This window comes from Mycobacterium sp. 852002-51961_SCH5331710 (assembly GCF_001665535.1).
GTDB lineage: Bacteria > Actinomycetota > Actinomycetes > Mycobacteriales > Mycobacteriaceae > Mycobacterium.
The window spans coordinates 1-26,674 of the sequence record NZ_LZSQ01000068.1; the positions used below are offsets into that span (position 1 = coordinate 1).

At 68.0% G+C, this 26,674-nt stretch carries 29 protein-coding genes and 1 pseudogene; 19 read left to right on the forward strand and 11 right to left on the reverse strand.

Annotated elements, in window-relative coordinates; genetic code table 11:
- From A5752_RS28285 to A5752_RS11125, 11 genes and pseudogenes are all read left to right on the forward strand, one after another.
- Positions 1–128, forward strand: a pseudogene (locus A5752_RS28285) (DUF6779 domain-containing protein); the annotation flags it as partial.
- 76 nt (positions 129–204) lie between these two features.
- Positions 205–1,155, forward strand: a complete 951-nt coding sequence (locus tag A5752_RS11080; protein WP_067085116.1) for a Rossmann-like and DUF2520 domain-containing protein — start codon at positions 205–207, stop codon at positions 1,153–1,155.
- Complete coding sequence (gene panC / locus A5752_RS11085; RefSeq protein ID WP_067085118.1) at positions 1,152–2,087, forward strand: pantoate--beta-alanine ligase; 936 nt, start codon at positions 1,152–1,154, stop codon at positions 2,085–2,087. Before A5752_RS11080 ends, panC begins: the two co-directional genes overlap by 4 nt.
- A complete protein-coding gene (gene panD, locus A5752_RS11090; protein ID WP_067085119.1) occupies positions 2,087–2,494 on the forward strand; it encodes an aspartate 1-decarboxylase in 408 nt (135 codons plus the stop codon). The genes panC and panD overlap by 1 nt, the downstream gene beginning before the upstream one ends.
- 4 nt (positions 2,495–2,498) lie before the next feature.
- Positions 2,499–3,320 carry a type III pantothenate kinase gene (locus A5752_RS11095; RefSeq protein WP_067085121.1) on the forward strand — a complete coding sequence of 274 codons (822 nt, stop codon included), beginning with the start codon at positions 2,499–2,501 and terminating at the stop codon, positions 3,318–3,320.
- 58 nt (positions 3,321–3,378) lie between these two features.
- The gene (lysS, locus tag A5752_RS11100) at positions 3,379–4,917 is read left to right on the forward strand and encodes a lysine--tRNA ligase (protein WP_067085122.1); all 1,539 of its coding nucleotides are present in this window, start codon (positions 3,379–3,381) and stop codon (positions 4,915–4,917) included.
- Between the two features lie 117 nt (positions 4,918–5,034).
- Complete coding sequence (lsr2, locus tag A5752_RS11105) at positions 5,035–5,376, forward strand: histone-like nucleoid-structuring protein Lsr2 (RefSeq protein ID WP_067085124.1); 342 nt, start codon at positions 5,035–5,037, stop codon at positions 5,374–5,376.
- 275 nt (positions 5,377–5,651) lie between these two features.
- A complete protein-coding gene (clpC1, locus tag A5752_RS11110) occupies positions 5,652–8,195 on the forward strand; it encodes an ATP-dependent protease ATP-binding subunit ClpC (RefSeq protein ID WP_067085126.1) in 2,544 nt (847 codons plus the stop codon).
- A 223-nt stretch (positions 8,196–8,418) separates the two neighbouring features.
- A complete protein-coding gene (locus tag A5752_RS11115; RefSeq protein ID WP_067085127.1) occupies positions 8,419–8,634 on the forward strand; it encodes a CbtB domain-containing protein in 216 nt (71 codons plus the stop codon).
- A gap of 22 nt (positions 8,635–8,656) precedes the next feature.
- Positions 8,657–9,454, forward strand: a complete 798-nt coding sequence (locus tag A5752_RS11120; RefSeq protein WP_067085129.1) for a CbtA family protein — start codon at positions 8,657–8,659, stop codon at positions 9,452–9,454.
- Positions 9,451–10,002: a histidine phosphatase family protein gene (locus tag A5752_RS11125; RefSeq protein WP_067085130.1), complete on the forward strand. Its 552-nt coding sequence runs from the start codon at positions 9,451–9,453 to the stop codon at positions 10,000–10,002. Before A5752_RS11120 ends, A5752_RS11125 begins: the two co-directional genes overlap by 4 nt.
- 26 nt (positions 10,003–10,028) lie before the next feature.
- Here the strand turns inward: A5752_RS11125 and A5752_RS11130 are convergent, their stop codons facing one another.
- Both A5752_RS11130 and mhuD read right to left on the reverse strand, forming a co-directional pair.
- Entirely contained in the window at positions 10,029–11,390 is a 1,362-nt protein-coding gene (locus tag A5752_RS11130) for a serine hydrolase (RefSeq protein WP_231983384.1), read from the reverse strand.
- Complete coding sequence (gene mhuD, locus A5752_RS11135; protein ID WP_064348188.1) at positions 11,377–11,700, reverse strand: mycobilin-forming heme oxygenase MhuD; 324 nt, start codon at positions 11,698–11,700, stop codon at positions 11,377–11,379. The genes A5752_RS11130 and mhuD overlap by 14 nt, the downstream gene beginning before the upstream one ends.
- Positions 11,701–11,754: 54 nt before the next feature.
- Between mhuD and A5752_RS11140 the strand changes: the two genes are divergently transcribed.
- Positions 11,755–12,540, forward strand: a complete 786-nt coding sequence (locus tag A5752_RS11140) for an alpha/beta fold hydrolase (RefSeq protein ID WP_067085132.1) — start codon at positions 11,755–11,757, stop codon at positions 12,538–12,540.
- Here the strand turns inward: A5752_RS11140 and A5752_RS11145 are convergent.
- Positions 12,514–12,768, reverse strand: a complete 255-nt coding sequence (locus tag A5752_RS11145) for a hypothetical protein (RefSeq protein WP_067085134.1) — start codon at positions 12,766–12,768, stop codon at positions 12,514–12,516. The two genes, A5752_RS11140 and A5752_RS11145, sit on opposite strands and share 27 nt — an antisense overlap.
- A gap of 71 nt (positions 12,769–12,839) precedes the next feature.
- Here A5752_RS11145 and A5752_RS11150 point away from each other — a divergent pair, with 71 nt between their 5' ends.
- Positions 12,840–13,826: a GlxA family transcriptional regulator gene (locus A5752_RS11150; protein ID WP_067085135.1), complete on the forward strand. Its 987-nt coding sequence runs from the start codon at positions 12,840–12,842 to the stop codon at positions 13,824–13,826.
- Positions 13,827–13,836: 10 nt separating this feature from the next.
- Here the strand turns inward: A5752_RS11150 and A5752_RS11155 are convergent, their stop codons facing one another.
- A complete protein-coding gene (locus tag A5752_RS11155) occupies positions 13,837–14,712 on the reverse strand; it encodes an iron-sulfur binding domain-containing protein (RefSeq protein WP_067085172.1) in 876 nt (291 codons plus the stop codon).
- Here A5752_RS11155 and A5752_RS11160 point away from each other — a divergent pair.
- The gene (locus A5752_RS11160; protein WP_067085137.1) at positions 14,711–15,331 is read left to right on the forward strand and encodes a carbonic anhydrase; all 621 of its coding nucleotides are present in this window, start codon (positions 14,711–14,713) and stop codon (positions 15,329–15,331) included. The two genes, A5752_RS11155 and A5752_RS11160, sit on opposite strands and share 2 nt — an antisense overlap.
- A 59-nt stretch (positions 15,332–15,390) precedes the next feature.
- A complete protein-coding gene (locus tag A5752_RS11165) occupies positions 15,391–16,152 on the forward strand; it encodes a hypothetical protein (protein ID WP_067085139.1) in 762 nt (253 codons plus the stop codon).
- A 14-nt stretch (positions 16,153–16,166) separates the two neighbouring features.
- On the opposite strand, the gene disA is transcribed toward A5752_RS11165, so the two are convergent.
- The 3 genes from disA to A5752_RS11180 form a co-directional block, all read right to left on the reverse strand.
- Entirely contained in the window at positions 16,167–17,285 is a 1,119-nt protein-coding gene (gene disA / locus A5752_RS11170) for a DNA integrity scanning diadenylate cyclase DisA (protein WP_067085140.1), read from the reverse strand.
- Between the two features lie 31 nt (positions 17,286–17,316).
- Positions 17,317–18,708, reverse strand: a complete 1,392-nt coding sequence (gene radA, locus A5752_RS11175) for a DNA repair protein RadA (protein ID WP_067085142.1) — start codon at positions 18,706–18,708, stop codon at positions 17,317–17,319.
- A 66-nt stretch (positions 18,709–18,774) separates the two neighbouring features.
- Positions 18,775–19,344 carry a copper chaperone PCu(A)C domain-containing protein gene (locus A5752_RS11180; RefSeq protein ID WP_067085144.1) on the reverse strand — a complete coding sequence of 190 codons (570 nt, stop codon included), beginning with the start codon at positions 19,342–19,344 and terminating at the stop codon, positions 18,775–18,777.
- Between the two features lie 328 nt (positions 19,345–19,672).
- On the opposite strand from A5752_RS11180, the gene carD reads away from it, so the two are divergent.
- Genes carD through rlmB form a run of 4 tightly spaced genes read left to right on the forward strand, consistent with a single transcriptional unit; the run spans position 19,673 to position 23,043 of the window.
- On the forward strand, positions 19,673–20,161 hold the full coding sequence (carD, locus tag A5752_RS11185; RefSeq protein ID WP_003888533.1) for an RNA polymerase-binding transcription factor CarD: 489 nt from the start codon (positions 19,673–19,675) through the stop codon (positions 20,159–20,161).
- 5 nt (positions 20,162–20,166) lie between these two features.
- Positions 20,167–20,646, forward strand: a complete 480-nt coding sequence (ispF, locus tag A5752_RS11190) for a 2-C-methyl-D-erythritol 2,4-cyclodiphosphate synthase (RefSeq protein ID WP_067085146.1) — start codon at positions 20,167–20,169, stop codon at positions 20,644–20,646.
- A gap of 51 nt (positions 20,647–20,697) precedes the next feature.
- Positions 20,698–22,098, forward strand: coding sequence for a cysteine--tRNA ligase (cysS, locus tag A5752_RS11195; protein ID WP_067085148.1), 1,401 nt, complete (start codon positions 20,698–20,700; stop codon positions 22,096–22,098).
- Positions 22,099–23,043 carry a 23S rRNA (guanosine(2251)-2'-O)-methyltransferase RlmB gene (gene rlmB / locus A5752_RS11200; protein WP_067085149.1) on the forward strand — a complete coding sequence of 315 codons (945 nt, stop codon included), beginning with the start codon at positions 22,099–22,101 and terminating at the stop codon, positions 23,041–23,043.
- Here rlmB and A5752_RS11205 read toward each other — a convergent pair.
- The 4 genes from A5752_RS11205 to mrf are packed head-to-tail and all read right to left on the reverse strand — an operon-like array spanning position 23,040 to position 26,629.
- Complete coding sequence (locus tag A5752_RS11205) at positions 23,040–24,278, reverse strand: SLC13 family permease (protein WP_067085151.1); 1,239 nt, start codon at positions 24,276–24,278, stop codon at positions 23,040–23,042. The two genes, rlmB and A5752_RS11205, sit on opposite strands and share 4 nt — an antisense overlap.
- The gene (locus A5752_RS11210) at positions 24,269–25,189 is read right to left on the reverse strand and encodes an MBL fold metallo-hydrolase (protein ID WP_067085152.1); all 921 of its coding nucleotides are present in this window, start codon (positions 25,187–25,189) and stop codon (positions 24,269–24,271) included. The genes A5752_RS11205 and A5752_RS11210 overlap by 10 nt, the downstream gene beginning before the upstream one ends.
- 10 nt (positions 25,190–25,199) lie before the next feature.
- Positions 25,200–25,451, reverse strand: coding sequence for a type B 50S ribosomal protein L31 (locus A5752_RS11215; RefSeq protein ID WP_067085154.1), 252 nt, complete (start codon positions 25,449–25,451; stop codon positions 25,200–25,202).
- Positions 25,448–26,629 (reverse strand): ribosome hibernation factor-recruiting GTPase MRF, encoded by a 1,182-nt coding sequence (gene mrf / locus A5752_RS11220; RefSeq protein ID WP_067085156.1) that lies wholly within the window; start codon positions 26,627–26,629, stop codon positions 25,448–25,450. Before mrf ends, A5752_RS11215 begins: the two co-directional genes overlap by 4 nt.
- Positions 26,630–26,674: the final 45 nt, after the last annotated feature.

The window sequence follows — 26,674 nt, forward strand, 5'->3', positions numbered from 1 at the left end:
CCCCCGAACGCCGCAGGCACCGCAGCGCCGACGACACCGACACCGCCGGACAGTCCGTCGCCGAACTGCTGGCCCGGCTGCAGGCGAGCCCCACACCGGGCGGGCGTCGCCGACGCCGCGAGGAGTGAGCTAACCTCGTAGCGACCGTCCGGTACCCGCATCGCAGGACCGGAACGACACGCATCAACTCTCAGCGAGGTTCTCATGGGGACCCCACCCGGCGGATTCCGGCCGGCGCGGCTCACTGTCGGCATCATTTCCGCAGGTCGCGTCGGTTCGGCGCTCGGCGTCGCGCTCGAGCGCGCCGAACACGTCGTGGTGGGCTGCAGCGCCATCTCCCGCGAGTCACGCGACCGCGCCCAGCGCCGGCTGCCCGACACCGCGGTGCTCCCGGTCGACGAGGTGGCCGGCCGTGCCGAGCTCCTGCTCCTCGCCGTCCCCGACGCCGAACTAGTGGGCTTGGTGTCCGGTCTGGCCGCGACAGGCTCGGTGCGGCCGGGCACGATCGTCGCGCACACCTCAGGCGCCAACGGCATCGGTGTGCTGGCGCCGCTGTCCGAGCAGGGCTGCATACCGCTGGCGATCCACCCGGCGATGACCTTCACCGGCACCGACGAGGACATCGAGCGGTTGCCCGACACCTGCTTCGGCGTGACCGCCGCCGACGAAGTGGGCTACGCGATCGCCCAGTCGCTGGTGCTCGAGATCGGCGGCGAGCCGTTCCGGGTCCGCGAGGACGCGCGCACGCTGTATCACGCGGCGCTGGCGCACGCGAGCAACCACGTGGTGACCGTTCTGCTCGACGCGGTCGAGGCCCTGCGCTCGGCGTTGTGGGGGCAGGAGCTGCTCGGCCAGGAGCTGGTCGGTGACGCGCCGGGTGGCCTCGCCGAGCGGGTCATCGGCCCGCTGGCGCGCGCGTCGCTGGAGAACGCGCTGCAACGTGGCCAGGCGGCGCTGACCGGACCGGTGGCACGCGGGGACGCGGCGGCCGTCGCACGTCATCTGGAGGCTCTGACGGAGGTGAATCCCGAATTGGCACAGGCATATCGGGCGAACTCGCTGCGCACCGCACTGCGTGCGCACGCCCCGGATGACGTGGTCGCCGTGCTCGCCGACGACGGCGGGCCGACGCGTCAGCTGGGGAGCGGGCGATGACGACGGCGCGCAAACCGCAGTTCACGGCGGGTGAGCTGAACGTCTACGCGAAGCCCTCCGACGTTTCCGCGGTCACCCGGGCGCTGCGCGCCACCGGCCGCCGGGTGATGCTGGTCCCGACGATGGGCGCCCTGCACGAGGGTCACCTCGCGCTCATCCGCGCCGCCAAGCGGGTCCAAGGGGCCGTCGTCGTGGTGTCCATCTTCGTCAATCCGCTGCAGTTCGGCGCGGGGGAGGACCTCGACGCGTATCCGCGCGCGCTCGACGACGATCTGGCCGCCCTGCGCACCGAGGGCGTCGAGATCGCGTTCACCCCGACCGTCGACGACATGTACCCGGACGGCACACGCACGTCGGTGCACCCCGGACCGCTCGGCGCAGAGCTCGAGGGTGGCGCTCGCCCAACACATTTCGAGGGTGTTCTGACTGTCGTGCTGAAGCTCTTCAACATCGTGCACCCCGACCGCGCGTTCTTCGGGGAGAAGGACTACCAGCAGCTGGCGCTGATCCGTCAGATGGTCACCGACCTCAACGTCGACACCAGGATCGTCGGGGTGCCGATCGTGCGCGAGGCCGACGGCCTGGCGATGTCGTCGCGCAACCGCTACCTGGACGCGGAGCAGCGCGAACATGCGGGTGCGTTGTCGGCGGCACTGTTGGCGGGCATGTACGCGGCGGGCGAAGGGGCCGCGGCTGCGTTGGACGCCGCGCGTGCGGTGCTCGACGAGGTGCCCGCGATCGAGGTCGACTACCTGCAGGTGCGGGACCCGATGCTGGGCCCCGCACCGGAGTTGGGGGCGGCCCGCATGTTGGTGGCCGGCCGGCTGGGCCGCACCAGGCTGCTGGACAACATCGCCATAGATATCGGAGTACCGTCCGGGCCCGGCCCGGACGTCGCGTTCGACGAGCACGAACTTCCTTGGAGGAACTGATGTTACGGACAATGCTGAAGTCGAAGATCCACCGCGCCACGGTCACCAAGGCCGATCTGCACTACGTGGGGTCGGTGACCATCGACGCCGACCTGATGGAGGCGGCCGACCTGCTCGAGGGTGAGCAGGTGACGATCGTCGACATCGACAACGGCGCACGGCTGGTGACGTACGCGATCACCGGTGAACGCGGCAGCGGCGTCATCGGGATCAACGGCGCGGCAGCGCATCTCGTGCACCCCGGCGATCTGGTGATCCTGATCGCCTACGGCACCATGGAGGATGCCGAAGCCCGTGCCTACCAGCCGCGGATCGTGTTCGTCGACGCCGACAACAAGCAGATCGACCTCGGGCACGATCCGGCCTTCGTACCGGCCGACGCGGCCGAGTTGATGTCTCCGCGGTGAGCACGTGTTACTAGCCATCGACGTCCGTAACACCCACACCGTCGTGGGTCTGGTATCGGGCACCGCAGATCACGCGAAAGTCGTGCAGCACTGGCGCATCCGCACCGAGTCGGAGGTGACGGCCGACGAACTCGCGCTCACCATCGACGGCCTGATCGGCGACGACGCCGAGCACCTCACCGGCGCCGCGGGGCTGTCGACCGTCCCGTCGGTCCTGCACGAGGTCCGCGTGATGCTCGAACAGTACTGGCCGTCGGTGCCGCACGTTCTCATCGAACCCGGTGTGCGGACCGGCATCCCGCTGCTCGTCGACAACCCGAAGGAGGTCGGCGCCGACCGCATCGTCAACTGCCTGGCCGCTTTCCACAAGTACGGAACGGCGGCCATCGTCGTGGACTTCGGATCGTCGATCTGCGTCGACGTCGTCTCGGCGAAGGGTGAGTTCCTCGGCGGGGCCATCGCGCCCGGGGTGCAGGTGTCTTCGGACGCGGCTGCCGCACGGTCAGCGGCGCTGCGCCGGGTCGAGCTGACCCGGCCGCGGTCGGTCGTCGGCAAGAACACGGTCGAGTGCATGCAGGCCGGCGCGGTCTTCGGGTTCGCGGCGCTGGTGGACGGGTTGGTGACCCGCATCCGCGACGACGTCGACGGCTTCGACGGCGACGACGTCACCGTGGTCGCCACCGGGCACGGCGCCCCATTGGTTCTCCCGGACCTGCACACGGTGCAGCACTACGACCGGCATCTCACCCTCGACGGACTGCGGCTGGTGTTCGAGCGCAACCGCGACAGCAACCGCGGCCGGCTCAAGAAGGGCATCCCGGTATAGCTGGCTGCGTTCGGCGCACCGGCGGCGCCCGAATCCGCGTCATTTAGGCTGGCACGACGTGACCGAACCCCACCCGCCCCGCACCACCCCGGCCGCGGACGCGACATCCGAAGCCGACGTTCCGGAGCAATACCGGATCCGTCAGGCCAAGCGTGAGCGCCTGCTCGCCGAGGGGCGTGAACCCTATCCGGTGGAGATCGCGCGCACACATTCCCTCGCCGAGATTCGTGCGGCCTATCCGGACCTGCCCGCCGACACCGAGACCGGTCAGATCGTGGGGGTGGCCGGGCGGGTGATGTTCGCCAGGAACTCCGGGAAGCTGTGCTTTGCCACGCTGCAGGAGGGCGACGGCACCCAGCTGCAGGCGATGATCAGCCTGAACAAGGTCGGGCAGGAATCCCTGGACGCGTGGAAGGCCGATGTCGACCTCGGAGACATCGTCTTCGTGCGCGGTGAGGTGATCAGTTCCCGTCGCGGAGAGCTCTCCGTGCTCGCCGACTCCTGGCAAATGGCTTCCAAAGCCCTGCGACCGCTGCCGGTGGCCCACAAGGAAATGAGCGAAGAGGCGCGGGTCAGGCAGCGCTACGTCGATCTCATCGTGCGCCCGGAGGCCAGGACCATTGCCCGTCAGCGGGTGGCGGTGGTCCGCGCGGTGCGGTCGGCATTGGAAAGGCGTGGATTTCTCGAAGTGGAAACGCCGATGCTGCAGACACTCGCCGGCGGTGCGGCGGCGCGACCGTTCGTGACGCACTCCAATGCGCTCGATGCGGATCTATATCTGCGTATCGCCCCGGAACTGTTTCTCAAGCGCGCGCTGGTCGGCGGATTCGAGCGTGTCTTCGAGTTGAATCGCGTGTTCAGAAACGAAGGTGCGGATTCCACGCATTCTCCGGAATTCGCGATGCTCGAGACTTATCAGGCTTACGGTACGTACGACGATTCCGCCGTCGTCACCAGAGAGCTTATTCAAGAAGTCGCCGACGAAGCTATCGGAACACGGGTGGTGCCATTGCCCGATGGCACCGAGTACGACCTCGACGGCGAATGGCAGTCCGTCGAAATGTATCCGTCACTGTCGGGGGCTTTGGGGGAGGAGATCACCCCTCAAACGCCCGCCGAGAAGTTGTGGGCCATCGCGGATCGCCTGGGCGTCGAGATCCCGCGCGATCGGGGCTACGGCCACGGAAAACTGGTCGAGGAACTCTGGGAGCACACGGTCGGGAACACGTTGTGGGCGCCCACGTTCGTCCGCGACTTTCCCGTCGAGACGACGCCGCTCACGCGCCCGCACCGCAGCGTTGAAGGCGTCACCGAGAAATGGGATCTGTACATAAGGCGATTTGAACTCGCCACCGGATATTCCGAGCTCATAGACCCGGTAATCCAGCGCGAGAGGTTCGAAGCCCAGGCGAAGGCGGCGGCCGCCGGCGACGACGAGGCGATGGTTCTCGACGAGGATTTCTTGGCGGCCCTCGAGTACGCGATGCCACCGTCCACAGGCACCGGAATGGGTATCGACAGATTGCTGATGGCCCTGACGGGCTTGTCGATTAGGGAGACTGTTTTGTTCCCGATTGTTCGTCGCCACGGCAACTGAACCCGCGCCTATACTCGGCACCGATAGACTTGTTGTATAGCGCACACAAATATGGCACATTGGGGCCGAGTTGGATACTTTACAGCGGTCCTGTGATCGCTTAGAAGGGCGTATTAAATGGCGAAGAAAGTTACCGTTACCTTGGTCGATGATTTCGACGGCGAAGGTGCGGCCGACGAGACCGTTGAATTCGGCCTCGACGGGGTGACCTACGAGATCGATCTTTCTTCGAAAAACGCGGCAAAGCTGCGCAATGACCTCAAGCAGTGGGTCGAGGCCGGTCGCAGGGTCGGCGGTCGCCGGCGCGGGCGCGCCGCAGGCTCGGGCCGTGGGCGCGCGGCGATCGATCGCGAGCAAAGCGCCGCGATCCGCGAATGGGCGCGCCGCAACGGGCACAATGTGTCCACCCGCGGGCGCATTCCCGCCGATGTGATCGACGCCTTCCACGCCGCCACATAGCGGCGGTCGTCACTGGCTCGGTCGCCGCGCGTTCGCTAGCCGCGAAGCCGCCGCCGCCGGATCAGGAAACGAATCGGCCCATCGATGCGTTGCTCTCCCATAGCGGCGGGTATTCGACCCCGTGCGCGTCGATGCCTCGGGTGTCCGCTTAGAGCAGACCGGCGGGCGGGACGTGGCGCGTAGATGCCCACTAGAGTGGACGGTGGTGCGGTGCGTTACTCGAGACCGTTGGGCACGCATGGCACCGACCTATTGAGGAGAGCAGGTAACCACCGATGTTTGAGAGATTCACCGACCGTGCCCGCAGGGTCGTCGTCCTGGCTCAAGAAGAGGCCCGGATGCTCAACCACAACTACATCGGCACCGAGCACATCCTGTTGGGACTTATTCACGAGGGTGAAGGTGTAGCGGCCAAGTCGCTGGAGTCGCTGGGCATCTCGCTCGAAGGCGTGCGCAGCCAGGTCGAGGAGATCATCGGCCAGGGCCAGCAGGCGCCGTCGGGCCACATCCCGTTCACCCCGCGCGCCAAGAAGGTGCTGGAGCTCAGCCTCCGCGAGGCGCTGCAACTCGGCCACAACTACATCGGCACCGAGCACATCCTGCTCGGTCTCATCCGTGAGGGCGAGGGCGTCGCCGCCCAGGTGCTGGTCAAGCTGGGCGCCGAGCTCACCCGCGTGCGCCAGCAGGTCATCCAGCTGCTGTCGGGCTATCAGGGCAAGGAGACCGCGGAGGCCGGCACGGGCGGCCGCGGTGGTGAGGCGGGCAATCCGTCGACCTCGCTCGTGCTCGACCAGTTCGGCCGCAACCTGACCGCGGCCGCGATGGAGGGCAAGCTCGACCCGGTCATCGGCCGCGAGAAGGAAATCGAGCGGGTGATGCAGGTGCTGAGCCGGCGCACCAAGAACAACCCGGTGCTGATCGGCGAGCCCGGCGTCGGAAAGACCGCCGTCGTCGAGGGCCTCGCGCAGGCCATCGTGCACGGCGAGGTCCCGGAGACGCTCAAGGACAAGCAGCTCTACACCCTCGACCTCGGGTCGCTGGTGGCGGGCAGCCGGTATCGCGGTGACTTCGAAGAGCGGCTGAAGAAAGTGCTCAAGGAGATCAACACCCGCGGCGACATCATCCTGTTCATCGACGAGCTGCACACGCTCGTGGGTGCGGGTGCCGCCGAGGGCGCGATCGACGCCGCGTCGATCCTGAAGCCGAAGCTGGCTCGCGGCGAGCTGCAGACCATCGGCGCGACCACACTCGACGAGTACCGCAAGTACATCGAGAAGGACGCCGCGCTCGAGCGGCGGTTCCAGCCGGTCCAGGTCGGCGAGCCCACCGTCGAGCACACCATCGAGATCCTGAAGGGTCTGCGCGACCGGTACGAGGCGCACCACCGCGTCTCGATCACCGATTCGGCGATGGTCGCGGCTGCCACGCTGGCCGACCGCTACATCAACGACCGGTTCCTGCCGGACAAGGCGATCGACCTGATCGACGAGGCCGGGGCCCGGATGCGGATCCGGCGCATGACCGCACCGCCAGACCTGCGCGAGTTCGACGAGAAGATCGCCGACGCCCGCCGGGAGAAGGAGTCCGCGATCGACGCGCAGGACTTCGAGAAGGCGGCCAGCCTGCGTGACAAGGAGAAGCAACTCGTCGCGCAGCGCGCAGAACGTGAGAAGCAGTGGCGCTCAGGTGATCTCGACGTCGTGGCCGAGGTCGACGACGAACAGATCGCCGAGGTGCTCGGCAACTGGACCGGCATCCCCGTGTTCAAGCTGACCGAGGAGGAGACGACTCGGCTGCTGCGCATGGAGGAGGAGCTGCACAAGCGGATCATCGGCCAGGAGGACGCCGTCAAGGCCGTCTCCAAGGCGATCCGGCGTACCCGCGCCGGCCTGAAGGATCCGAAGCGTCCGTCCGGTTCGTTCATCTTCGCCGGCCCATCCGGTGTCGGTAAGACCGAGCTGTCCAAGGCGCTGGCCAACTTCCTGTTCGGCGACGACGACGCGCTCATCCAGATCGACATGGGCGAGTTTCACGACCGCTTCACCGCCTCGCGGCTGTTCGGTGCCCCTCCGGGCTACGTCGGCTACGAGGAGGGTGGCCAGCTCACCGAGAAGGTGCGGCGCAAGCCGTTCTCGGTCGTGCTGTTCGACGAGATCGAGAAGGCGCACCAGGAGATCTACAACAGCCTGTTGCAGGTTCTCGAGGACGGCCGCCTAACCGACGGTCAGGGTCGCACAGTCGACTTCAAGAACACCGTGCTGATCTTCACGTCGAACCTGGGCACGTCCGACATCTCCAAGGCGGTCGGGCTGGGCTTCTCCCAGGGTGGCGGCGACAACAACTACGAGCGGATGAAGCAGAAGGTCAACGACGAGCTGAAGAAGCACTTCAGGCCGGAGTTCCTCAACCGCATCGACGACATCATCGTCTTCCACCAGCTGACCCGCGACGAGATCATCCGGATGGTCGACCTGATGATCGGCCGGGTGTCCAACCAGCTCAAGGCCAAGGACATGACGATGGAGCTGACGGACAAGGCCAAGGCACTGCTGGCCAAGCGCGGGTTCGACCCCGTGCTCGGCGCGCGGCCGCTGCGGCGCACCATCCAGCGCGAGATCGAGGACCAGCTGTCGGAGAAGATCCTGTTCGAGGAGATCGGCCCCGGTCAGCTCGTCACGGTCGACGTCGACAACTGGGACGGCGAAAGCGCCGGCGAGGACGCGGTGTTCACGTTCAAGGGCACCAAGAAACCGGCGCCGGTGGCCGAGCCGGATCTGGCTCAGGCCGGTGCGGCGGGCGCGGCAGGCGCGACCGAATAGCGCCGGCATCACGCTCACGAGGACGGGCGGTACCCAATCGGGTACCGCCCGTTTTCCGTCTCGCCCCGCCACCGCTGGACCGAGTGGATAGGATGTGCGATGTTATCGGCGGGCGAAGGAATCTGGTGAGAATCCAGAACGGTCGCGCCACTGTGTCAAGTCAGACCCGACGCTCGCCGTCGCCTGTGGAATCGGGACGCGAAATCCCGGAAAGGACACCGACATGACCTCACCCGAGGCCCGTAAGAGCCTTGCGCCCGCGCTGGACTTCTCCGCAGCCAAGGCGGTGATGTGGTTGGCGTTGACCGCGTTCTTCGCCCTCCTCGCCCTCTACTTCGTCGGGCTGGACCAGGGTGCGACATCGGTGTTCGGCAACAGCACGGTCGTGCACGAGTTCGTTCACGACGCACGCCATCTGCTCGGCTTCCCCTGCCACTGATCCGCGGGGGACCGACAACACAATGGAAAAGCAGATCATCGGGCGCGGCCTTTTGGCCGGCGCCCTGGCTGGAGTATTCGCGTTCGTCTTCGCCCGCATCTTCGTCGAACCGGTCATCGAGCGGGCGATCGGTTACGAGGAGGGCGTCGGCGCCGCACACGAGGCGATGGAGGGCGCCGCACACGCCGGTCACCACCACGACGGTGTCGAGGGCTTCACCCGCGGCGTGCAGATGAACGTCGGCATGGGGTTCGGCGTGCTGGCCTTCAGCATCGCGATCGCGGCTCTGTTCAGCGTCGCGTTCGCGGTGACGTACGGGCGCGTCGGCAACGTCTCGGCGCGCCTGTTGTCGGTTTACGTGGCGGCGGGAATGTTGTTGAGCCTCTACGTCGTTCCCGCGCTGAAGTACCCGGCGAGCCCACCCGCGGTGAGCCTGGACGAGACGATCCGTCAACGCACGCTGCTGTACCTGCTGCTGGTCGTGCTGTCGGCGGCCCTGCTGGTGGGGGCGGTGTATCTCGGCCGACGGCTGGTCGAGCGCCTGGGAGCGTGGAACGCGACCTTGGTGGCCGCCGGGTCTTACATCGCGGCGATCGCGGTCGTGATGCTGATCCTGCCGACCATCGACGAGACACCGGGCCCGCTGACCGACAGTGCGGGAAACATCGTCTACGAAGGCTTTCCGGCTGACGATCTCTACGAGTTCCGGCTGTTCTCGCTGGGAACGCAGCTCGTCATGTACGCGACGATCGCGCTGGTGTTCGGTGCGATGGTCTCGCGTCTGCTCGACGAGAAGCGGCGGGAGAGCATCGCTGCGTGAGTGAGGTCGTCCGGCTGACGCTCGTATCGCACGCGCTGACCGATGCGATGTCGGCCGGACGATTCCCCACCGACGAGCCGTTGAACTCCGTCGGCCACAGGCAGGTCGACGCGTCCATCGACCTCGGTGTCGTCGACGCGGCGGTGTGCGGTCCCGAGAAGCGCACGAGGCAGACCGCCGAACTGCTCGGCCTGCAGGCCGACGTGGACGCACGGCTGGCCGATCTGGACTGCGGCAGGTGGCGTGGTGACGTGCTGGGCGGGGTCCAGCCCGCCGACCTGGCGATCTGGCTGACCGAGCCCGCGCAGGCGCCGCACGGCGGCGAGTCGGTGGTCGACCTCATCGACCGGGTCCGCGACTGGATGGACTCGGTGGCCAACACCCGCAGTCGGCTCGTCGCGGTGACGCATCCGGCGGTGATCCGTGCCGCGATCCTGATCGCGCTCGACGCGCCGCCGAAGTCGTTCTGGCGCATCGATGTTGCGCCGGTGAGCCGGACGGTGATGCACTTTCGTGGCCACGCGTGGACACTGCGGTCGAACCGCTAATTGGGCCTGAGCGGTCGAACCGGTGACTAGCGGATCGGCACCAGGTCGAACGCCTGCCGCACGATCGACAACAACCATCCCGCGGCGGTGGGGCTGCGGTACCGCGGCCAGTTCAACTGGAAACTGACCACCCACGGCTGGCCCGTGTGGTCGACGGCGTACCAGCTGAACGTGAGGTCGCCGGGCAGGTTTCCGCCCTTGGCGCCGATGTAACCCCACTTCGACCGGTCGAGGTCGATGCCGGGGATCGCGGCGAGGATGTCCTTGACCGGCGCGGCTTCACCCACCGCGGCCTTCTGCAGCGCGATGTGTACGCGGCAGATGTCGCTTGCGCTGCCGTACCACTCGGCCCCGTAGTTCGACGCCGGCGAGTGGGTCCGTTGCGGATCCGGTTCGTAGGGGCGGGAATTCGTCTGCCGGAGCAGCTGCGCGCGGCCTTGCGGGCCACCCTTCTCGACCGCCAGCCGCCACTGCTCGCGCAGATCAGGTCGTCCCCATCCGACCGAGAAGAGTTCGTGCATGGTCGGGAACGGCGTCATGCTGCCCGGGTCGTGGTGGCCCGCCAAGACCAGTGCCCGCTCGACCGCATCCGTGCCCACGCGTTCGATGAGGAGATCCGTTGCCATGTTGTCGCTGGCCGAGATCATCTGCTGCGCAGCGGTTCTCACCGAAACTCGGGACCCGGGAGGTAGTTCCTCGAGGCCTGCGGACCCGACGGCCTTGGCCCGCTTCGTGATGGTCAGCGGATCGGTCCACTTCAGCGTGCCCGCCTTCACCGCCTCCGCGACGGCGAGCAGCACGTAGAGCTTGAAGATCGACGCCAAGGGCAATGACATCTCGGTGTTGGTACCGGCGACCACATCGCATTTCGAGTCGTCCACCTTGGATACCTGATACGAGTAGCGTGCCCCGGACTTCGTCAGCTCGGCGTCGACGTCCGACCAGTCGCCGATGTCGGGCGGCCGGAGAGACACGTCGAACCGGTCGACCATGCCCGCATCGTTGGTGCGCAAATCGATCTCCTGCGCGACGCCGTACGACGTCAGCACCCCGACCTCGGCCTGTCCGGCGCGGATCTCCACGTCGGTCACGGTGAACGGGCGGTCCCACCAGATCCGGTCGAGCTTCGCCGTGATCTCGTCGACCCTCTCGGGCACGGCCATCGTCCGGACTCCGACCGGACCGATCGGCCAGTCGGAGTTGAGCATGTCCAGCGTCTGTTTGGCCCTCAGCCCCTGGGGCGTGTTGATCTCGATGGGCGTGCCGTAAGCGGCGTCGGCGGCCGGCGGCTCCATCCTCGAGCAACCGGCGAGGCCGACGACCAGCGACGCGACGACCGTCAGCCCGAGCGCCCGGCGAGCCTTCAGCCTGGCCCTACTTGTCGGCACCCGCAACGTCGAGGACTACCTCGAACTCGAGCAGCGACGCACCGGTGGCCACCGGGTTGGCCTGCTGGCCTTTGTGGGCTTCGATGGCCGGGCCTGTCGCCCAGGCCTGGAAGGCCTCCTCGGACTCCCACTGCGTCACCACGAAGTAGCGGTTCTCACCCTTGATGGGCCGCAGCAGCTGGAAGCCGAGGAAACCCGGCTGATTGTCGACGGCGTGCGCCCGGTGTGCGAACCGCTTCTCCAGTTCAGGACCGGCGTCGGGCGGGACCTCGATCGCGTTGATCTTCACCACGGGATTCTGGCTGGGCATGCGCATCAGGCTACCGAACGCACCGCGGCGCACCGGAGGCACGATGATGTCGGGATGCAGTCCGCAGGGGGCGGCGGGGCCCCACTCACTCACCGCGGCGGCCGGGGCAGGCCGCTCGTCCTGGTGCACGGCCTGATGGGGCGGGGCAGCACCTGGTCGCGCCAGCTGCCGTGGCTGACCCGGCATGGCGAGGTGTACACGTACGACGCGCCGTGGCACCGCGGCCGCGACGCCGACGACGCCCCGCCGATCAGCACCGAGCGGTTCGTCGAGGACCTGGGCGACGCGGTGGCGACGCTCGGCCAGCCCGCGGTCATGATCGGACACTCGATGGGCGGACTGCATTCGTGGTGCCTGGCAGCGACGCGACCCGACCTCGTGGAGGCGTTGGTGGTCGAGGACATGGCGCCGGACTTCCGCGGCCGGACCACCGGGCCGTGGGAACCGTGGCTTCATGCGCTTCCCGTCGAATTCGATTCCGCCCAACGTGTTTACGACGAGTTCGGCCCGGTGGCGGGACAGTATTTTCTGGAGGCGTTCGACCGCACGGAAGGCGGCTGGCGGCTGCATGGGCTTCCGGAAATGTGGATCGAGATCGCCGCAGAATGGGGGACCCGGGACTACTGGCGCGAGTGGGAGGCCGTCCGGGCGCCCGCACTCCTGCTCGAGGCGGGCAATTCGGTCACCCCGCCGGGACAGATGGCCCGGATGGCCGAGGCCCGCCCCAACACCACGTATCTGCGGGTGCCCGACGCCGGCCATCTCATCCACGACGATGCGCCGCACGCCTATCGCGGGGCGGTCGAGGCTTTCCTAACGACGCTCCCCGACCGCACCTGAGGAGGGCCAGGCGGGCTGCCGCTCGAAGCGGGTGCGTATCGCATCGAGGTCGTGCTCGATGCGCCACATGTCGCGATCGCTGTCGAACACCCGGCCGGCCATCGGCGCGGCCATGCGGAACTGGTCACGGTGCAGTCGGAGATCCCCGACGCGGTGTGCGGCCCAGGCCAGGGCACAGGCCACCAACAGCGGAGAAACCAGGATCAGGAGTAGCAGTACAGTGGTCATGGCAGTAATCATTCGCGCGACAAAATCCGGCCAACAGTGGCAGTAATGACACAATGAGATAAAATGCTGCCATGTCTCTCAAGAGCGTATCGACGCTCGTCCTGGACGATCTTGCGATCTTCGAGTTCGGCGTGATTTGCGAGGTCTTCGGCATCGACCGCTCCGGCGACGGCGTGCCCAACTTCGACTTCAAGGTCTGCGGTCCGGTTCCGGGTGAGCCGCTTCGGACATCGGTCGGCGCGAGCCTGACGCCCGACCACGGCCTCGACGACCTCATGGGGGCGGACCTGGTCGCGATCCCGGCGATCGGCGGATCGGAGTATCTGCCCGCGGCGCTGGCCGCGGTGCGCGCCGCCGCCGAGTCGGGGTCGATCATCCTCACGGTGTGCTCCGGCGCGTTCGTCGCGGGCGCCGCGGGTCTCCTCGACGGCAGGCCGTGCACGACGCACTGGATGCACGCCGACGATCTCGCTCGCAGGTATCCGACGGCCAAGGTCGACCGCAACGTGCTGTTTGTCGACGACGGAAACCTGATCACCAGCGCGGGAACCGCGGCGGGCATCGACGCGTGCCTGCACCTGGTACGCCGCGAACTCGGCAGCGAGGTGACCAACAAGATCGCGCGACGCATGGTCGTGCCACCCCAACGGGACGGTGGCCAACGCCAGTACATCGACCAGCCGATCCCGACGCGATGTTCGGAACGCTTTGCGCCGCATCTTGATTGGATCCTCACCAACCTGGACAAGCCGCACACCGTGGCGACGCTCGCTGCCCGCGCGCACATGTCGGCGCGCACCTTCGCGCGCAGGTTCGTGGAAGAGACCGGCCGCACGCCCATGCAGTGGGTGACCGATCAGCGTGTGCTCTACGCCCGCACGCTGCTGGAGGAGACCGACCTCGACGTCGACCGGATCGCCGAGCGCAGCGGCTTCGGCACCGCGACGCTGCTACGGCATCACTTCCGCAGGGTCATCGGAGTGACGCCCTCGGACTACCGTCGCCGGTTCTCCTGCAGCACAGAGGAATCCGAGCCCGGCGAGATGGCATCGGCCTGACCCGCCGTCCTCAGCCGCCTTCGCCTGCCAGCGCGAACCGGCCGTCGGCGGTCTGCTCGATGAGTCCGTCGACAAGAAGCGAGTCCAGCGCGCGGTCCCGTTGTGCCGTGTCCGTCAACCACGCGACGTCCAGTTGTGCCCTGGTGACGGGAGATTCGTTGTCGCGCAGCACGTCCAGCAGCCGGCCGCGAACCTGACGGTCGGTGCCCGCATAACGTTGGACGCGCCGCGCCGGTGAGTCGGACGCGGGAAATCCGCGCGAGCGCCACGCGCACGTGCTCAGCGGGCACAGCCCGCAGCGCGGGGAGCGGGCGGTGCACACCGTCGCACCCAATTCCATGAGCGCGATCGAAAATGTCGGCGCCAGTCCGTCTTCGGGAAGCAGAGCCTCGACGTCGGCGAGGTCACGCGGCGACGACGAGGCTGCGGCGTCGGCCCTCCCGTGCACCACGCGGGCGACCACCCGCCGGACATTCGTGTCGACCACCGGAACACGATCGCGATAGGCGAAGCAGGCGATGGCTCGCGCGGTGTAGGCGCCGACCCCTGGCAGGGTCAGTAGCGTGTCGACGTCGGCGGGGACAACGTCGTCGTAGCGCTCGGCGATCACCGTCGCACACTCGTGTAATCGCTTGGCACGGCGTGGATAGCCGAGCTTGCCCCAAGCTCGCAGGACGTCTGCGGCGCTGGCCGCCGCGGTCGCCGACGGCGTGGGCCAGCGCTGAACCCACGCCCGCCAGACCGGCTCGACCCGCGCAACCGGCGTCTGCTGCAGCATGAATTCGCTGACCAATATCTGCCACGGCGTGACCTCAGGCCGGCGCCACGGAAGATCTCGCTGGTCGCGCGCATACCAATCAACCAACTGGGGCACAATGTCCGTCATGCCGAACACCAGCCCAGTGACCGCGTGGAAAGCACTCAAAGAGGGTAACGAGCGCTTCGTCGCCGGTAAGCCCGTGCACCCCAGCCAGGGGGTCGAGCACCGCGCCAGCCTGGCCGGCTCCCAGAAGCCGACTGCGGTGGTGTTCGGCTGCGGCGACAGCCGCGTGGCGGCCGAGATCATCTTCGACCAGGGTCTCGGTGACATGTTCGTGGTCCGCACCGCCGGGCATGTGATCGATTCGGCGGTGCTGGGTTCCATCGAATACGCGGTCGCGGTGCTCGACGTGCCGCTGGTCGTGGTGCTCGGCCACGACAGCTGTGGTGCGGTCAAGGCGACGTTGAGCGCGCTCGACGAGGGCCAGGTGCCCGGCGGCTACGTGCGCGACATCGTCGAACGGGTGATGCCGTCGATCCTTCTGGGCCGCCGAGACGGCCTGTCCCGGGTCGATGAGTTCGAGGCCCGCCACGTCAGCGAGACCGGCGCTCAACTCCTGGCCCGTTCGACAACGGTGTCGGAACGGGTGGCGTCCGGGGACCTGGCGATCGTCGGCGTCACCTATCACCTCGCCGACGGTCAGGTGGTTTTGCGGGACCATCTCGGCGACATCGGCGAAGGCTGAGGGGCGACACGCCGGGCGACCTCGACCGATAAGGCATGACCTGGCCTTACCGTGAAGTTGTGCTGGATCTGGAACCGCATGGCCCGCTACCGACGCAGATTTACTGGCGTCGCAGGGCACTGGCGTTGGGCATAGCGGTCCTCGTGATCGGCGTGATCGCGGCCATCGTGGTCGTGGTCGTGAAGAACACCGGGGGCACCGACACGAAGGGCGCCGAGACGCCCGCCCCGACGGCGGCAGGCGCCCCGACGCCGTTGCCGGGAGAGAACCCCGAGGTGAAGACGCCCGTGCAGCCGCCGGCGCAGGACGCACCGGCTCCCACACCGACGCCGACGGCCGCCGTCGCGCCGCCACCGGTCCTCAACGAGGGCGACGACTGCCCCGACTCGACGCTGGCGGTCAAGGGCATCACGAACCAACCGCAGTACGTCGTCGGCGAGCAGCCGAAGTTCACGATGGTCGTCACCAACATCGGGCTCGTCGGCTGCAAGCGCGACGTCGGCGCCGCGGTGTTGGCCGCCTACGTCTACTCGCTGGACAACGCCCGGCTGTGGTCCAACCTCGACTGTGCGCCGTCGAACGAGACGCTGGTCAAGACGTTCCAGCCGGGTGAGCAGGTGACCACCGAGGTCACCTGGACCGGCATGGGTTCGGCGCCCGGCTGTCCGCTGCCGCGCCAGCCGATCGGTCCGGGCACCTACAACCTGGTCGTTCAGCTCGGCAATCTCAGGTCGGCCACGGTGCCGTTCATCCTCGCCGCCCCGCAGTCCCCGGACCACGGCGGTGGCCAGGCCCCGCCGCCGGGACCCGTACCGAACTAAGGCTCGGCGCGGCCCTACGCCAGCCGGTCGGCGATCGTAGACTCGGCCAGTTGGGACAGACCCTCCCGGATGTGGCGCGCCCACATCGAGCCGATGCCCTCGACCGACTGCAGGTCGCCCGCACTGGCCGCCAGCAGGCCCTGTAGCGAGCCGAACGAACGCACCAGCAGGTCGACGTGCGCGAACTGCAGGCGCGGGATGCCGGCCATCGCCCGATAACCCCGCGAGCTCATCGCCGAATCCTGCGCCTCGATCGTCGACGGGTAGCCGTAGACGCGCGCCAGGGTGGTGAAGTCCAGTAGCTCGCTGTCGGAGAGCCCGTCGAGTTCATCGAGCGTGGCGCTGACTTGCGCGGCCGACGGCGGGTCGGGGTTCGCGTGGTAGTCGCGCACGATGAGCTCGCGGGCGGTGTCGTTGTCACCGACGAGCTCGTCGAGCTGAAGCTTGAGCTGCCGGCCGTCGGTGCCGAGTTCGACCACATACGAATCGATTTCGAGGCTGATCCGGCGAACCATCTCGAGCCGCTGCACCACGGTCATGACGTCGCGCAGCGTGACGAAGTCCTCGATCTCGGCCGTCGACAGCTGCCTGCTGACCTCGTCCAGGCGGGTCTTGTAGCGCTCGAGCGTGTCGATCGTCTGGTTCGCGCGCGACAGGATCGTCGCCGAATCGGGGATGACATGTCGCTCGCCTGCGACGTAGACCGTCACGATGCTCATCGAGTGGCTGACCGAGATCACCGGGTAGCCGGTCTGGATCGCCGCGCGTTCGGCGGAGCGGTGCCGGGTTCCGGACTCCTCGGTAGGAATCGACGGATCGGGCACCAGTTGGACGTTGGCCCGCAGGATGTGGGCGCCGTCGCTGGAGAGCACAACGGCGCCGTCCATCTTCGACAGCTCGCGCAGGCGCGTCGGCGCATAACGGACGTCGAGGGAGAAGCCGCCGTCGCAGATGGCCTCGACGCTCTCGTCGTAGCCGATGACGATCAGTGCACCGGTACGGCCGCGCAGTATTCGTTCCAGGCCGTCACGCAGTGCTGTCCCCGGCGCCAACCTGGCGATCGTCTCGCGCATGGTGGGCCGCGCCAGCGGCACCACCGTGCGCCCCGATCTTCCACCCGACTTCACGGCCATCGCCCCTCCCTAGGATCGGCCGTCATTGGCTCTATCTTTGCTGATCTTTGCTGATGTCGCGCAAAACCCGCAATGCCGAGCCGATGTCGTGGGCCGTGATCGCCCGCAGGCCGGCCGGTACCGACCTCACGCCGGGCGGCACCACCGCCGAGGTGAAGCCGAGCCGGGCCGCCTCGGCCAGCCGACGGTCCATCCCGGTGACGCGGCGCAGATCGCCGGCTAGGCCCACTTCGCCGATGGCGACCGCGGCCGCGGGCATCGGCAGGTTCATCTTCGACGACGCGATGGCGACCGCGACCGCCAGATCCGCCGACGGATCGGTCAGCCGCATCCCGCCCACCGTCGACAGGTAGATGTCGTGCGCTCCGACCGACATGCCCGCGTGCCTGTCCAGTACCGCGGTGATCATCGCGGCGCGCGACGAGTCGATTCCGCTCACGGCACGGCGTGCGTTTCCATTCGCAGGCGCCCCGATGAGGGCCTGCACCTCGCCGATCAACGGGCGCTTGCCGTCGAGGGTGACCGTGATCGCCGTCCCCGCAACGGGTTCGGGCCGCTGGTCGCGGAACAGGCCGGACGGGTCGGCCACCCCCTCGATCCCGTTGTCGTGCAACAGAAAACAGCCCACCTCGTCGGCCGCACCGAACCGGTTCTTGATGCCGCGGACCATTCGCAGCGACGACGCGCGGTCACCCTCGAAGTGCAGCACGACGTCGACAAGATGCTCGAGCGACCGCGGGCCTGCGATCGCGCCGTCCTTGGTGACGTGTCCGACGAGGATCATCGCGACGCCGGATGTCTTGGCGGCCATGGTCAGTGCGGTGGTGATCGCCCGCACCTGCGTGACGCCGCCGGTGACGCCGTCGGCCTCGGTGGTCGACATGGTCTGGACGGAGTCGACCACCACCAGGCTGGGCTGCACTGCGTCGATGTGTCCGAGCGCGGTGGCCAGGTCCGACTCCGCAGCGAGATACACCTCGTCATGCGTGCAGCGGGTACGTTCGGCCCGCATGCGGATCTGCCCCGCGGACTCCTCGCCCGAGAGGTACAGCGCGCGTTTACCGGCGGAGGCCCATCGGTGCGCGACCTCCAGCAGAAGCGTCGACTTGCCGACGCCCGGGTCGCCGGCGAGCAGCGTGACCGATCCGGGAACCAGTCCGCCACCGAGCACCCGGTCCAGTTCCGCGACGCCGGTGTGGAAGTGGCGGGTGCGGCCCGGGTCGATCGAGCTGATCGGTACGGCCGCGGAGGACGGGGCGACCGAGCGTCGCGTGCCGGAGCCGGCCACCGCGGACAGGACGGCTACCTCGTCGACAGTGCCCCAGGTGCCGCACTCCGGGCAACGACCGACCCATTTGAGCGTGATGTGGTGGCACTCCGAGCATCGGTACTGCGAGCGCGCCTTGGCGCCACCTTTGGCCACGCTGTGACGGTAGCCGTCAGCGCCGACAGAAACTCAGTGCCGAGCGCTCGTGTCGCCGACTTGGGCTCAGTGCCCCCCGCCGCTGTGGCTGCCTGCTTCGACGGCTCCGCCGCGCCGCGGCGTCTCGCCTGCCGAGATCGGCACCCGCACGGTGGTCTCGCCGGCCTTCTCGAACTTGAACGTGAAGTCGTACGTCAGGCCGTTGGTGATCGGCTTGGACAGGGCCACTTTCGCCTCAGCGGCCTCGGCGGCCTCGACGCTCTCCAGCGGGGTGATCTGCCCGTCGGGGGCGCCGACGGTGAGCATGCCGCCCGCCGGCACGGTGGTGTCGCCGGTCAGCGATACGGTGCCGACGTCGGAGGTGATGGACTCCAGCTTGTCGGCCTGATCCGGCGAGTTGTTGGCCGCAACGAAGATCAGCTCGACGTCTTTGCCCGGCCGGACGAAGTCGGTCACCTGCTCGGCCCGCACGTGCACATTGCGCAACGCGATCTCGCCGACGTTCGCGCTCGTGCCGTTGACCGCCGGCTCCTGTGTGGCCATCTGCGAGACCTGTCCGGAACCGCAGCCGACGAGCGCCCCGCCGACGACAAAGGCGGCGGCCAGCCCGCAGGCGGCCAGTTTGAAGCGGTCCACTTTTGCCTCCTGCTCGGCCGTCGAGGCGACCGATCCGATCGGTCGCGGGATTCGACTATGCAGAGTAGTAGGTGCGTGCTGGCGGCGGTAGCTGAGGTCCGGCGAGCCGCCAGGAACGCGCCAGCAGCTACCGCGGAAGTGCCACCACCCCTTGATCAACGGCCCGCGCCAGCTACCCCGTCGGCATCTCCCGGACACCCGAGACATGCACGTATTCGCTGACGTGTCAACCCCCAGTGTTCACCCGAGGTGCCCCTGACCTGCACCGTTGGTCCACCCCCGTCTGGGCACCGTGCTAGCATTGGAGTGTGAAAGGGGCTCGAAACTGATGATTTTCAAGGTCGGAGACACCGTTGTTTATCCCCACCACGGTGCTGCGTTAATCGAGGCGATCGAAACCCGGACCATCAAAGGCGAGCAGAAGGAATACCTCGTCTTGAAGGTCGCCCAGGGTGACCTCACGGTTCGAGTGCCCGCCGAGAACGCAGAGTATGTCGGGGTGCGCGACGTCGTCGGACAGGAGGGCCTGGACAAGGTTTTCCAGGTGCTCCGCGCCCCCCATACCGAGGAACCGACCAACTGGTCGCGGCGGTACAAGGCCAATCTCGAGAAGCTGGCCTCGGGTGACGTGAACAAGGTCGCCGAGGTTGTCCGCGACTTGTGGCGACGCGATCAGGAGCGTGGTCTGTCGGCGGGTGAGAAGCGGATGCTGGCCAAAGCGCGGCAGATCCTGGTGGGCGAGCTCGCTCTCGCCGAGAACACCGATGACGAGAAGGCCGCGACCATCCTCGACGAGGCACTGGCCGCCGCTTCCTGAAGCCGATGACGAGCCTGCCAAGGGTCGGGCTCGGCACCGACGTACACCCCATCCAGGCGGGACGGCCCTGCTGGTTGCTGTGTCTGCGCTTCGAGGGGGCGGACGGCTGCGCTGGCCACTCCGACGGCGATGTGGCGGCGCACGCGCTGTGTGATGCGCTGCTCTCCGCGGCCGGTCTCGGAGATCTTGGCGAGATCTTCGGAACCGATCGCGACGAGTGGCGCGACGCCAGCGGCGCGGACATGCTCCGGCATGTCCGCGGGCTCATTTCAGGGCAGGGCTTCCGGGTGGTCAACGCCGCCGTCCAGGTCATCGGCAACCGGCCCAAGGTCGGCCCGCGCCGCGGCGAGGCCCAGAAAATCCTCACCGACTTGCTCGACGCCCCCGTGTCGGTCAGCGCGACGACCACCGATGGGCTGGGTCTGACCGGTCGCGGCGAGGGTCTCGCGGCGATCGCGACCGCGTTGGTGGTCGAGCGCGATTAGGCCTGTAAGCTGGCGCTTCGTGAATGGGGCGAAGATTCGGGCGGTCGGAGCGTGACCGATCTGCGACTGCACGACACCATGACCGGTGCTGTGCGCGATTTCGTTCCCGTGCGGCCGGGTCACGCCTCGGTCTACCTCTGCGGCGCCACCGTTCAGGGTCTACCGCACATCGGGCATGTGCGCAGCGGAGTCGCGTTCGACGTGCTTCGCCGCTGGCTGATGGCCAAGGGCTACGACGTCGCGTTCATCCGCAACGTCACCGACATCGACGACAAGATCCTCAACAAGGCCGCCGACGCCGGCAGGCCCTGGTGGGAGTGGGCCGCCACCTATGAACGCGCCTTCTCCGCCGCGTATGACGCGCTCGGCGTGCTCCCGCCGTCCGCCGAGCCGCGCGCAACCGGGCACATCACCCAGATGGTCGAGCTGATCGAGCGGCTGATCGAGCGGGGCCACGCCTACGTCGGTAACGGCGACGTCTACTTCGACGTGCTCAGCCTGCCGGCGTACGGGAAGCTGTCCGGCCACAAGATCGACGACGTCCATCAGGGCGAGGGCGCCGCCAAGGGCAAGCGCGACGAGCGCGACTTCACCCTGTGGAAGGGCGCCAAACCCGGTGAACCGTCGTGGCCGACGCCGTGGGGTCGCGGGCGGCCGGGCTGGCACACCGAATGCGTCGCGATGTGCGAGGCCTATCTGGGCGCGGAGTTCGACATCCACGCCGGCGGTATGGATCTGGTATTCCCGCACCACGAGAACGAGATCGCTCAGGCCGAGGCGGCCGGCGACACATTCGCCCGCTACTGGCTGCACAACGGCTGGGTAACCATGGGCGGCGAGAAGATGAGCAAGTCGCTGGGCAATGTGCTCGCGATTCCCGCTGTGCTGCAACGTGTCCGGGCGGCGGAGTTGCGTTACTACCTCGGCAGCGCGCACTACCGGTCGATGCTGGAGTTCTCCGAGACGGCGCTGCAGGACGCCGCGAAGGCCTATACCGGCATCGAGGACTTCCTGCATCGCGTCCGCCACCGCGTCGGCGCCGTCGTGCCGGGCGAGTGGACGCCGAAATTCGCCGCGGCCCTTGATGACGATCTCGCGGTGCCGATCGCGCTGGCCGAGGTGCACGCCGCCAGGGCCGAGGGCAATCGCGCGCTCGACGCCGGCGACCACGAGACCGCCTTGACCCAGGCGATGTCGATCCGCGCGATGATGGGAATCCTCGGCGCCGATCCGCTCGACGAGCGTTGGGAGTCCAAGGACGAGACCTCGGCGGCGCTGGCCGCCGTCGACGTGCTGGTGCGGGCGGAGGTCGAGCGGCGCGAGGATGCGCGTGCGCGACGCGACTGGGCCGAGGCCGACGCGATCCGGGACCGCCTGAAGGAGGCCGGAATCGAGGTCACCGACACCGCCGACGGTCCGCAGTGGACGCTGCTCGACGGGCACACCAAGTAGATGGCCGGCAATTCGAAGCGCAGGGGCGCGGTCCGCAAACCGGGCACCAAGAAGGGGCCGACGGTCGGCTCGGGCGGTGTGCGCCGCCGCGGGCTCGAGGGCCGCGGCGCCACCCCTCCCGCGCACATGCGTCCCAACCACCCGGCGGCCAAGCGCGCGGCGAAGGCCGCCAAATCGCAGGCGCGCCGGCAGACCAAGAAGACCGACGACACCGAGATCGTTCTCGGACGCAACCCCGTCCTGGAATGCCTGCGCGCGCACGTGCCCGCGACGGCGCTCTACGTCGCGCTGGGGGCAGAGGCCGACGAGCGGCTGACCGAGTCGGTGCAGATCGCCGCCGACGCGGGCATCTCGATTCTCGAGGTGCCGCGCCACGACCTCGACCGCATCGCCGCCAACGGGCTGCATCAGGGTGTGGCGCTGCAGATTCCGCCCTATCAGTACGCCCACCCGGACGACCTGCTCTCGGCGGTGACGGCGGACGGCTCCTCGGCCCTACTGGTGGCGCTGGACAACATCTCCGATCCCCGCAACCTCGGTGCGATCGTGCGCTCGGTCGCGGCGTTCGGAGGCCACGGCGTCCTCATCCCGCAGCGCCGATCGGCCTCGGTGACAGCGGTCGCGTGGCGCACGAGCGCGGGTGCCGCGGCTCGGCTGCCGGTGGCCAGGGCCACGAACCTGACTCGCACGCTGAAGAGTTGGGCCGACGCGGGCCTGCAGATCGTCGGGTTGGACGCCGACGGGCACACCACGGTCGACGAGCTGGACGGCTCCGGACCGATGGTTGTGGTGGTCGGCTCGGAGGGCAAGGGACTTTCCCGGCTGGTCCGCGAGACCTGCGACGCGGTGGTGTCCATTCCGATGGCGGGGCCGACCGAGTCGCTGAACGCGTCGGTGGCCGCGGGCGTCGTGCTCGCCGAGATCGCCCGCCAGCGCAGGAGCTAGAGCCCGGACACCCGCAGTCCCAGCCACAGGCCGGTGACCGCGACAACCAATGTGGCCGGAACCGTGCACAGCCCGACCCGACTGAATTCGGTTGCGTTTGTTGTCATCTCGCGGCGCACGACACTGCGCCACAGCAGGTTGGCCAGCGAACCGACGTAGGTCAGGTTCGGCCCGATGTTCACCCCGATCAGCACCGCCAACACCGCCCCCGGCCCGGTGGCCGACACCAACGGCAGCAGCACCAGAACCGCGGGCAGGTTGTTCACAATGTTCGACAGCACCGCCGCGACGGCAGCGATGCCCAGTAGCGCGAGCAGGCCCTGACCGTCGGGCAGCAGGCCACGCATCGCGGTGTCGAGGCCGTTGACCATCACGGCGTCGACCACAATGCTCAGGCACAGCACGAACACCAGGAACGGCACGTCCGCGGCGGCGGCGAGACGGGTCACGGTCGTATGGCCTCGGGCCAGGCTCCGCCCGCCGAGCACCAGTACTCCGCCCAGCGCCGCCCAGGCCGGCGAGAATCCGAGCATCGATGCGACGACGAAACCGCCCAGGGTCAACCCCAACACGACGAGCGGGAACACCGGTACGTGCACGGTCTCCTGCATCACCGGCTCTGGCGTGACGGACAGATCATGACGGAAAAGCCAACGCAGCAGCGCGAATTCGACGGCGATTGCGGCCAGCCACGGCAGCGCCATGAGCCCCGCGAACCCGAGGAACGAAACCCCTGCAGCGGTGAACGCCAGAAGATTGGTCAGATTCGATACGGGTAACAGCAGCGACGCGCTGTTGGCCAGGTGCGCCGTGGCATAGGCGTGTGGCCTGGCCGGAACGGACAGGATCCGGGCGGTCGCCAGCACCACCGGTGTCAGCAGCACCACCGTCGCATCCAGGCTCAAGATCGCGGTCGTTGCCGCCGCTATCGCGAATACCCCTGCGAGCAGACGACTCTGGCTGCCGTCGGCGGCGCGGGCCATCGCCGCGCCCGCGGCGCGGAACACCCCTTCGTCCGCGCACAGCCGCGCCAGCACCAGCACCACCGCCAGAAACCCGACCACCGGCAACAGTCGGCCAACCTCTTGCACCGCCTCACGTGGTGAGACGATGTCGGCCGCGATCAGCAGCACCGCGACCGGGACGGCGACGACGGCCTCGGGCCACCTGTGCGGGCGGGCTACCGCGAAGACCAGCACGACCGCCAGCGCGGCCGCAGACGCAATCAGCTCCACGGGTCGGCGGGCTGCCACAGCGTGGGCAGGTGCAGAGCGACACCGTCGCCGCCGGCCAGGCGCGACAGCACCCGCATCGAAACGTCGAGGTCGTCAGCGGCGTAGGGGAGCGCACGCAGCGGCTCATGCAGCGGACGGAAGAAGTCGTCCCAGTGGATGAGCACCACGCGGCGAGCTCCGACGGTGCCTACGGTCTCGCGCCAGTAGTCCTCCAGGTAGCGCTCCGGTTGCAAGCCGAGCTGCCCGACCCCGAGATACACGACGTCGGCGCGCTGCCCGGCCAGCGCGCCGGGAGCGAACCCCGCACTGCCGACGATCAACAGGCTTTGACCCGACGGACGGTGGTGCACCAGCGTGGACCACGCCTCACCGCACCGGTATGCCGACACCTTGACCGGCGGCACGATCGGGCTGGTGATGACACCCGGAAACCGGTCGGGCGGACAGTGATTCCCCTCGAAGAGCATGACGTCGTAGGGACCGAGGGCGACGGGCGCGCCGGGTTCGGCGATGACGATGCGGTCCTCCGGTAATCGGTGGCCGCGTCCGACCTGTGCGGCCGACTGCCCGCCGACGAGGTGAGCGCCGGTCCGCTCGGCGACGACCGCGCTGTCCATCGCGTGGTCGTAATGGGTGTGCACGGGCAGGACGGCTTCCAGCCGGTCGATTCGCAGGCGGGCGAGGCACCCGTCGATGCGCGGTTGCGACGGTGACAGCCTCCGCATGCCGACCTCGAGCAGGCCGGGCCTTGAGAAGAAGCCGTCGGTCAGGATCGCCGATTCGCCGTCGTCGATGTGCAGCGTCGTGACGCCCGCCCAGGTGACCGTCAGCGGCGTCCTCGCGGTCGCCGGCGGCGTGTCGAAGTAGCGCTCGTAATCCGTCAGGTCGGGCCGGCCAAGCTTGAGGCGCATGGGGTCAACCCTAAGCTGGGCTTCTCCCGTACCGGCGGCGGAACTTCTCGACTTGCCCGGCGGTGTCAATATGGCGAAGCGATCCGGTCCAGAACGGGTGTGATGCCGCACTGATGTCGACGACGACCAGCGGATAGACCCGGCCGTCCTCCCACTCGATCGTGCGCTCGCTTGCGATGGTCGATCGGGTCAGGAATGCGTCGCCGGTGGTGGTGTCCTGAAACACGACCGGGTAGTAGTTGGGGTGAATGCCGTCTTTCAGCGGTCCTCTCCTTCGCGTCGGGTGCTGACTTCGTCGATGTGATCGCCCATGCCGTCACATGGGTCTTCGTGCCAGTCTCCGAAAGGGTCTGCGTAACTGGACCATTCACTCGGATGTGCCCATTCGGCGTCGGTCAGCAGGGCTGACCGCAACCCGTCGACGATCGTCTCGGGCTCGGCTCCGCACACCAGCACGGTGATCGACACGTGGCGGTCACCGAGCCGGTTATCCCAGTCGGCAGCGGCCAGCGCCGCGCGTTGCGGGTCGGCGTAGGCCTGTTCGCCGGTGCTCATCGCCGCCAGCCAGCGGCCCGCGTACTCGAACCGCATTCCGCCGCCCGCTGATTCCAGCCACATCACGTCGTCGAACCGGTTGGCCAACCACAGCCGTCCCCTCGCGCGCACCACACCGTCCAGCAACACGTCGAGCGCTGCATGCAATCGCTGCGGGTGAAACGGGCGGCGAGCCGAGAACAGCAACACCCCGACATCGCCGTCGGCATCCAGGGACGGCTGGCCGGCGAGCAGTGGGTCGTGCGGGTTGTCGCTGCGTCCGCGCCTGCTGTCGGGGTCGAGGTTGGCCAATGCTGCCTCGACACGGTGGGCCCCGACCGTCAGACGCGCCCGAGGCGCCAACCTTCGCAACACTTTCAGCGTTGGCGAGTGCGGCTTGTCGAGTACGAGTGCGTCGGCGAACTCAGCCTGTCCGACCACCACCTGCGCCACGGTCCGCCCGTCGTCGAGGTCCTCGTCGTCGATGGCCTGCTCCAACCAGAGCGCGGCATCGACACCGGTCACCACCGCGTCGATCCGGACGTCGAGCGCCGCTGGACCGTCGACGTACCCGGGGCCAACGCGAACGCGCACGTTGTTGATCGCCCAGCAGACCGGCTCCGGTTCGAGCCACGGCATGAGTTGCACCGCAATGCGATTGACATCGCCGCGGCGGTGCAATCGGCGCAACAGCACCAGCAGGTCCTCGCGCACCGTGCAGGTCACACATCCACGAACCAGCTCGATAGGCCATTCCGATGTCCCCGACGACGTCGCGACGCTGCGCACGACGACCTGACCGTCGTAGCTGTGCCGGACCACCACCGTCCCCGTCGCGCGGGCCAGTACCTCGGCGATGCCGGCGGTGTCGCCTTGTCCGCAGATGAGCACGACCGGAGTGCGCACAGGACCTCCTCAAGTTGAAAATGATTTTCATTAACGTTAGCGTAT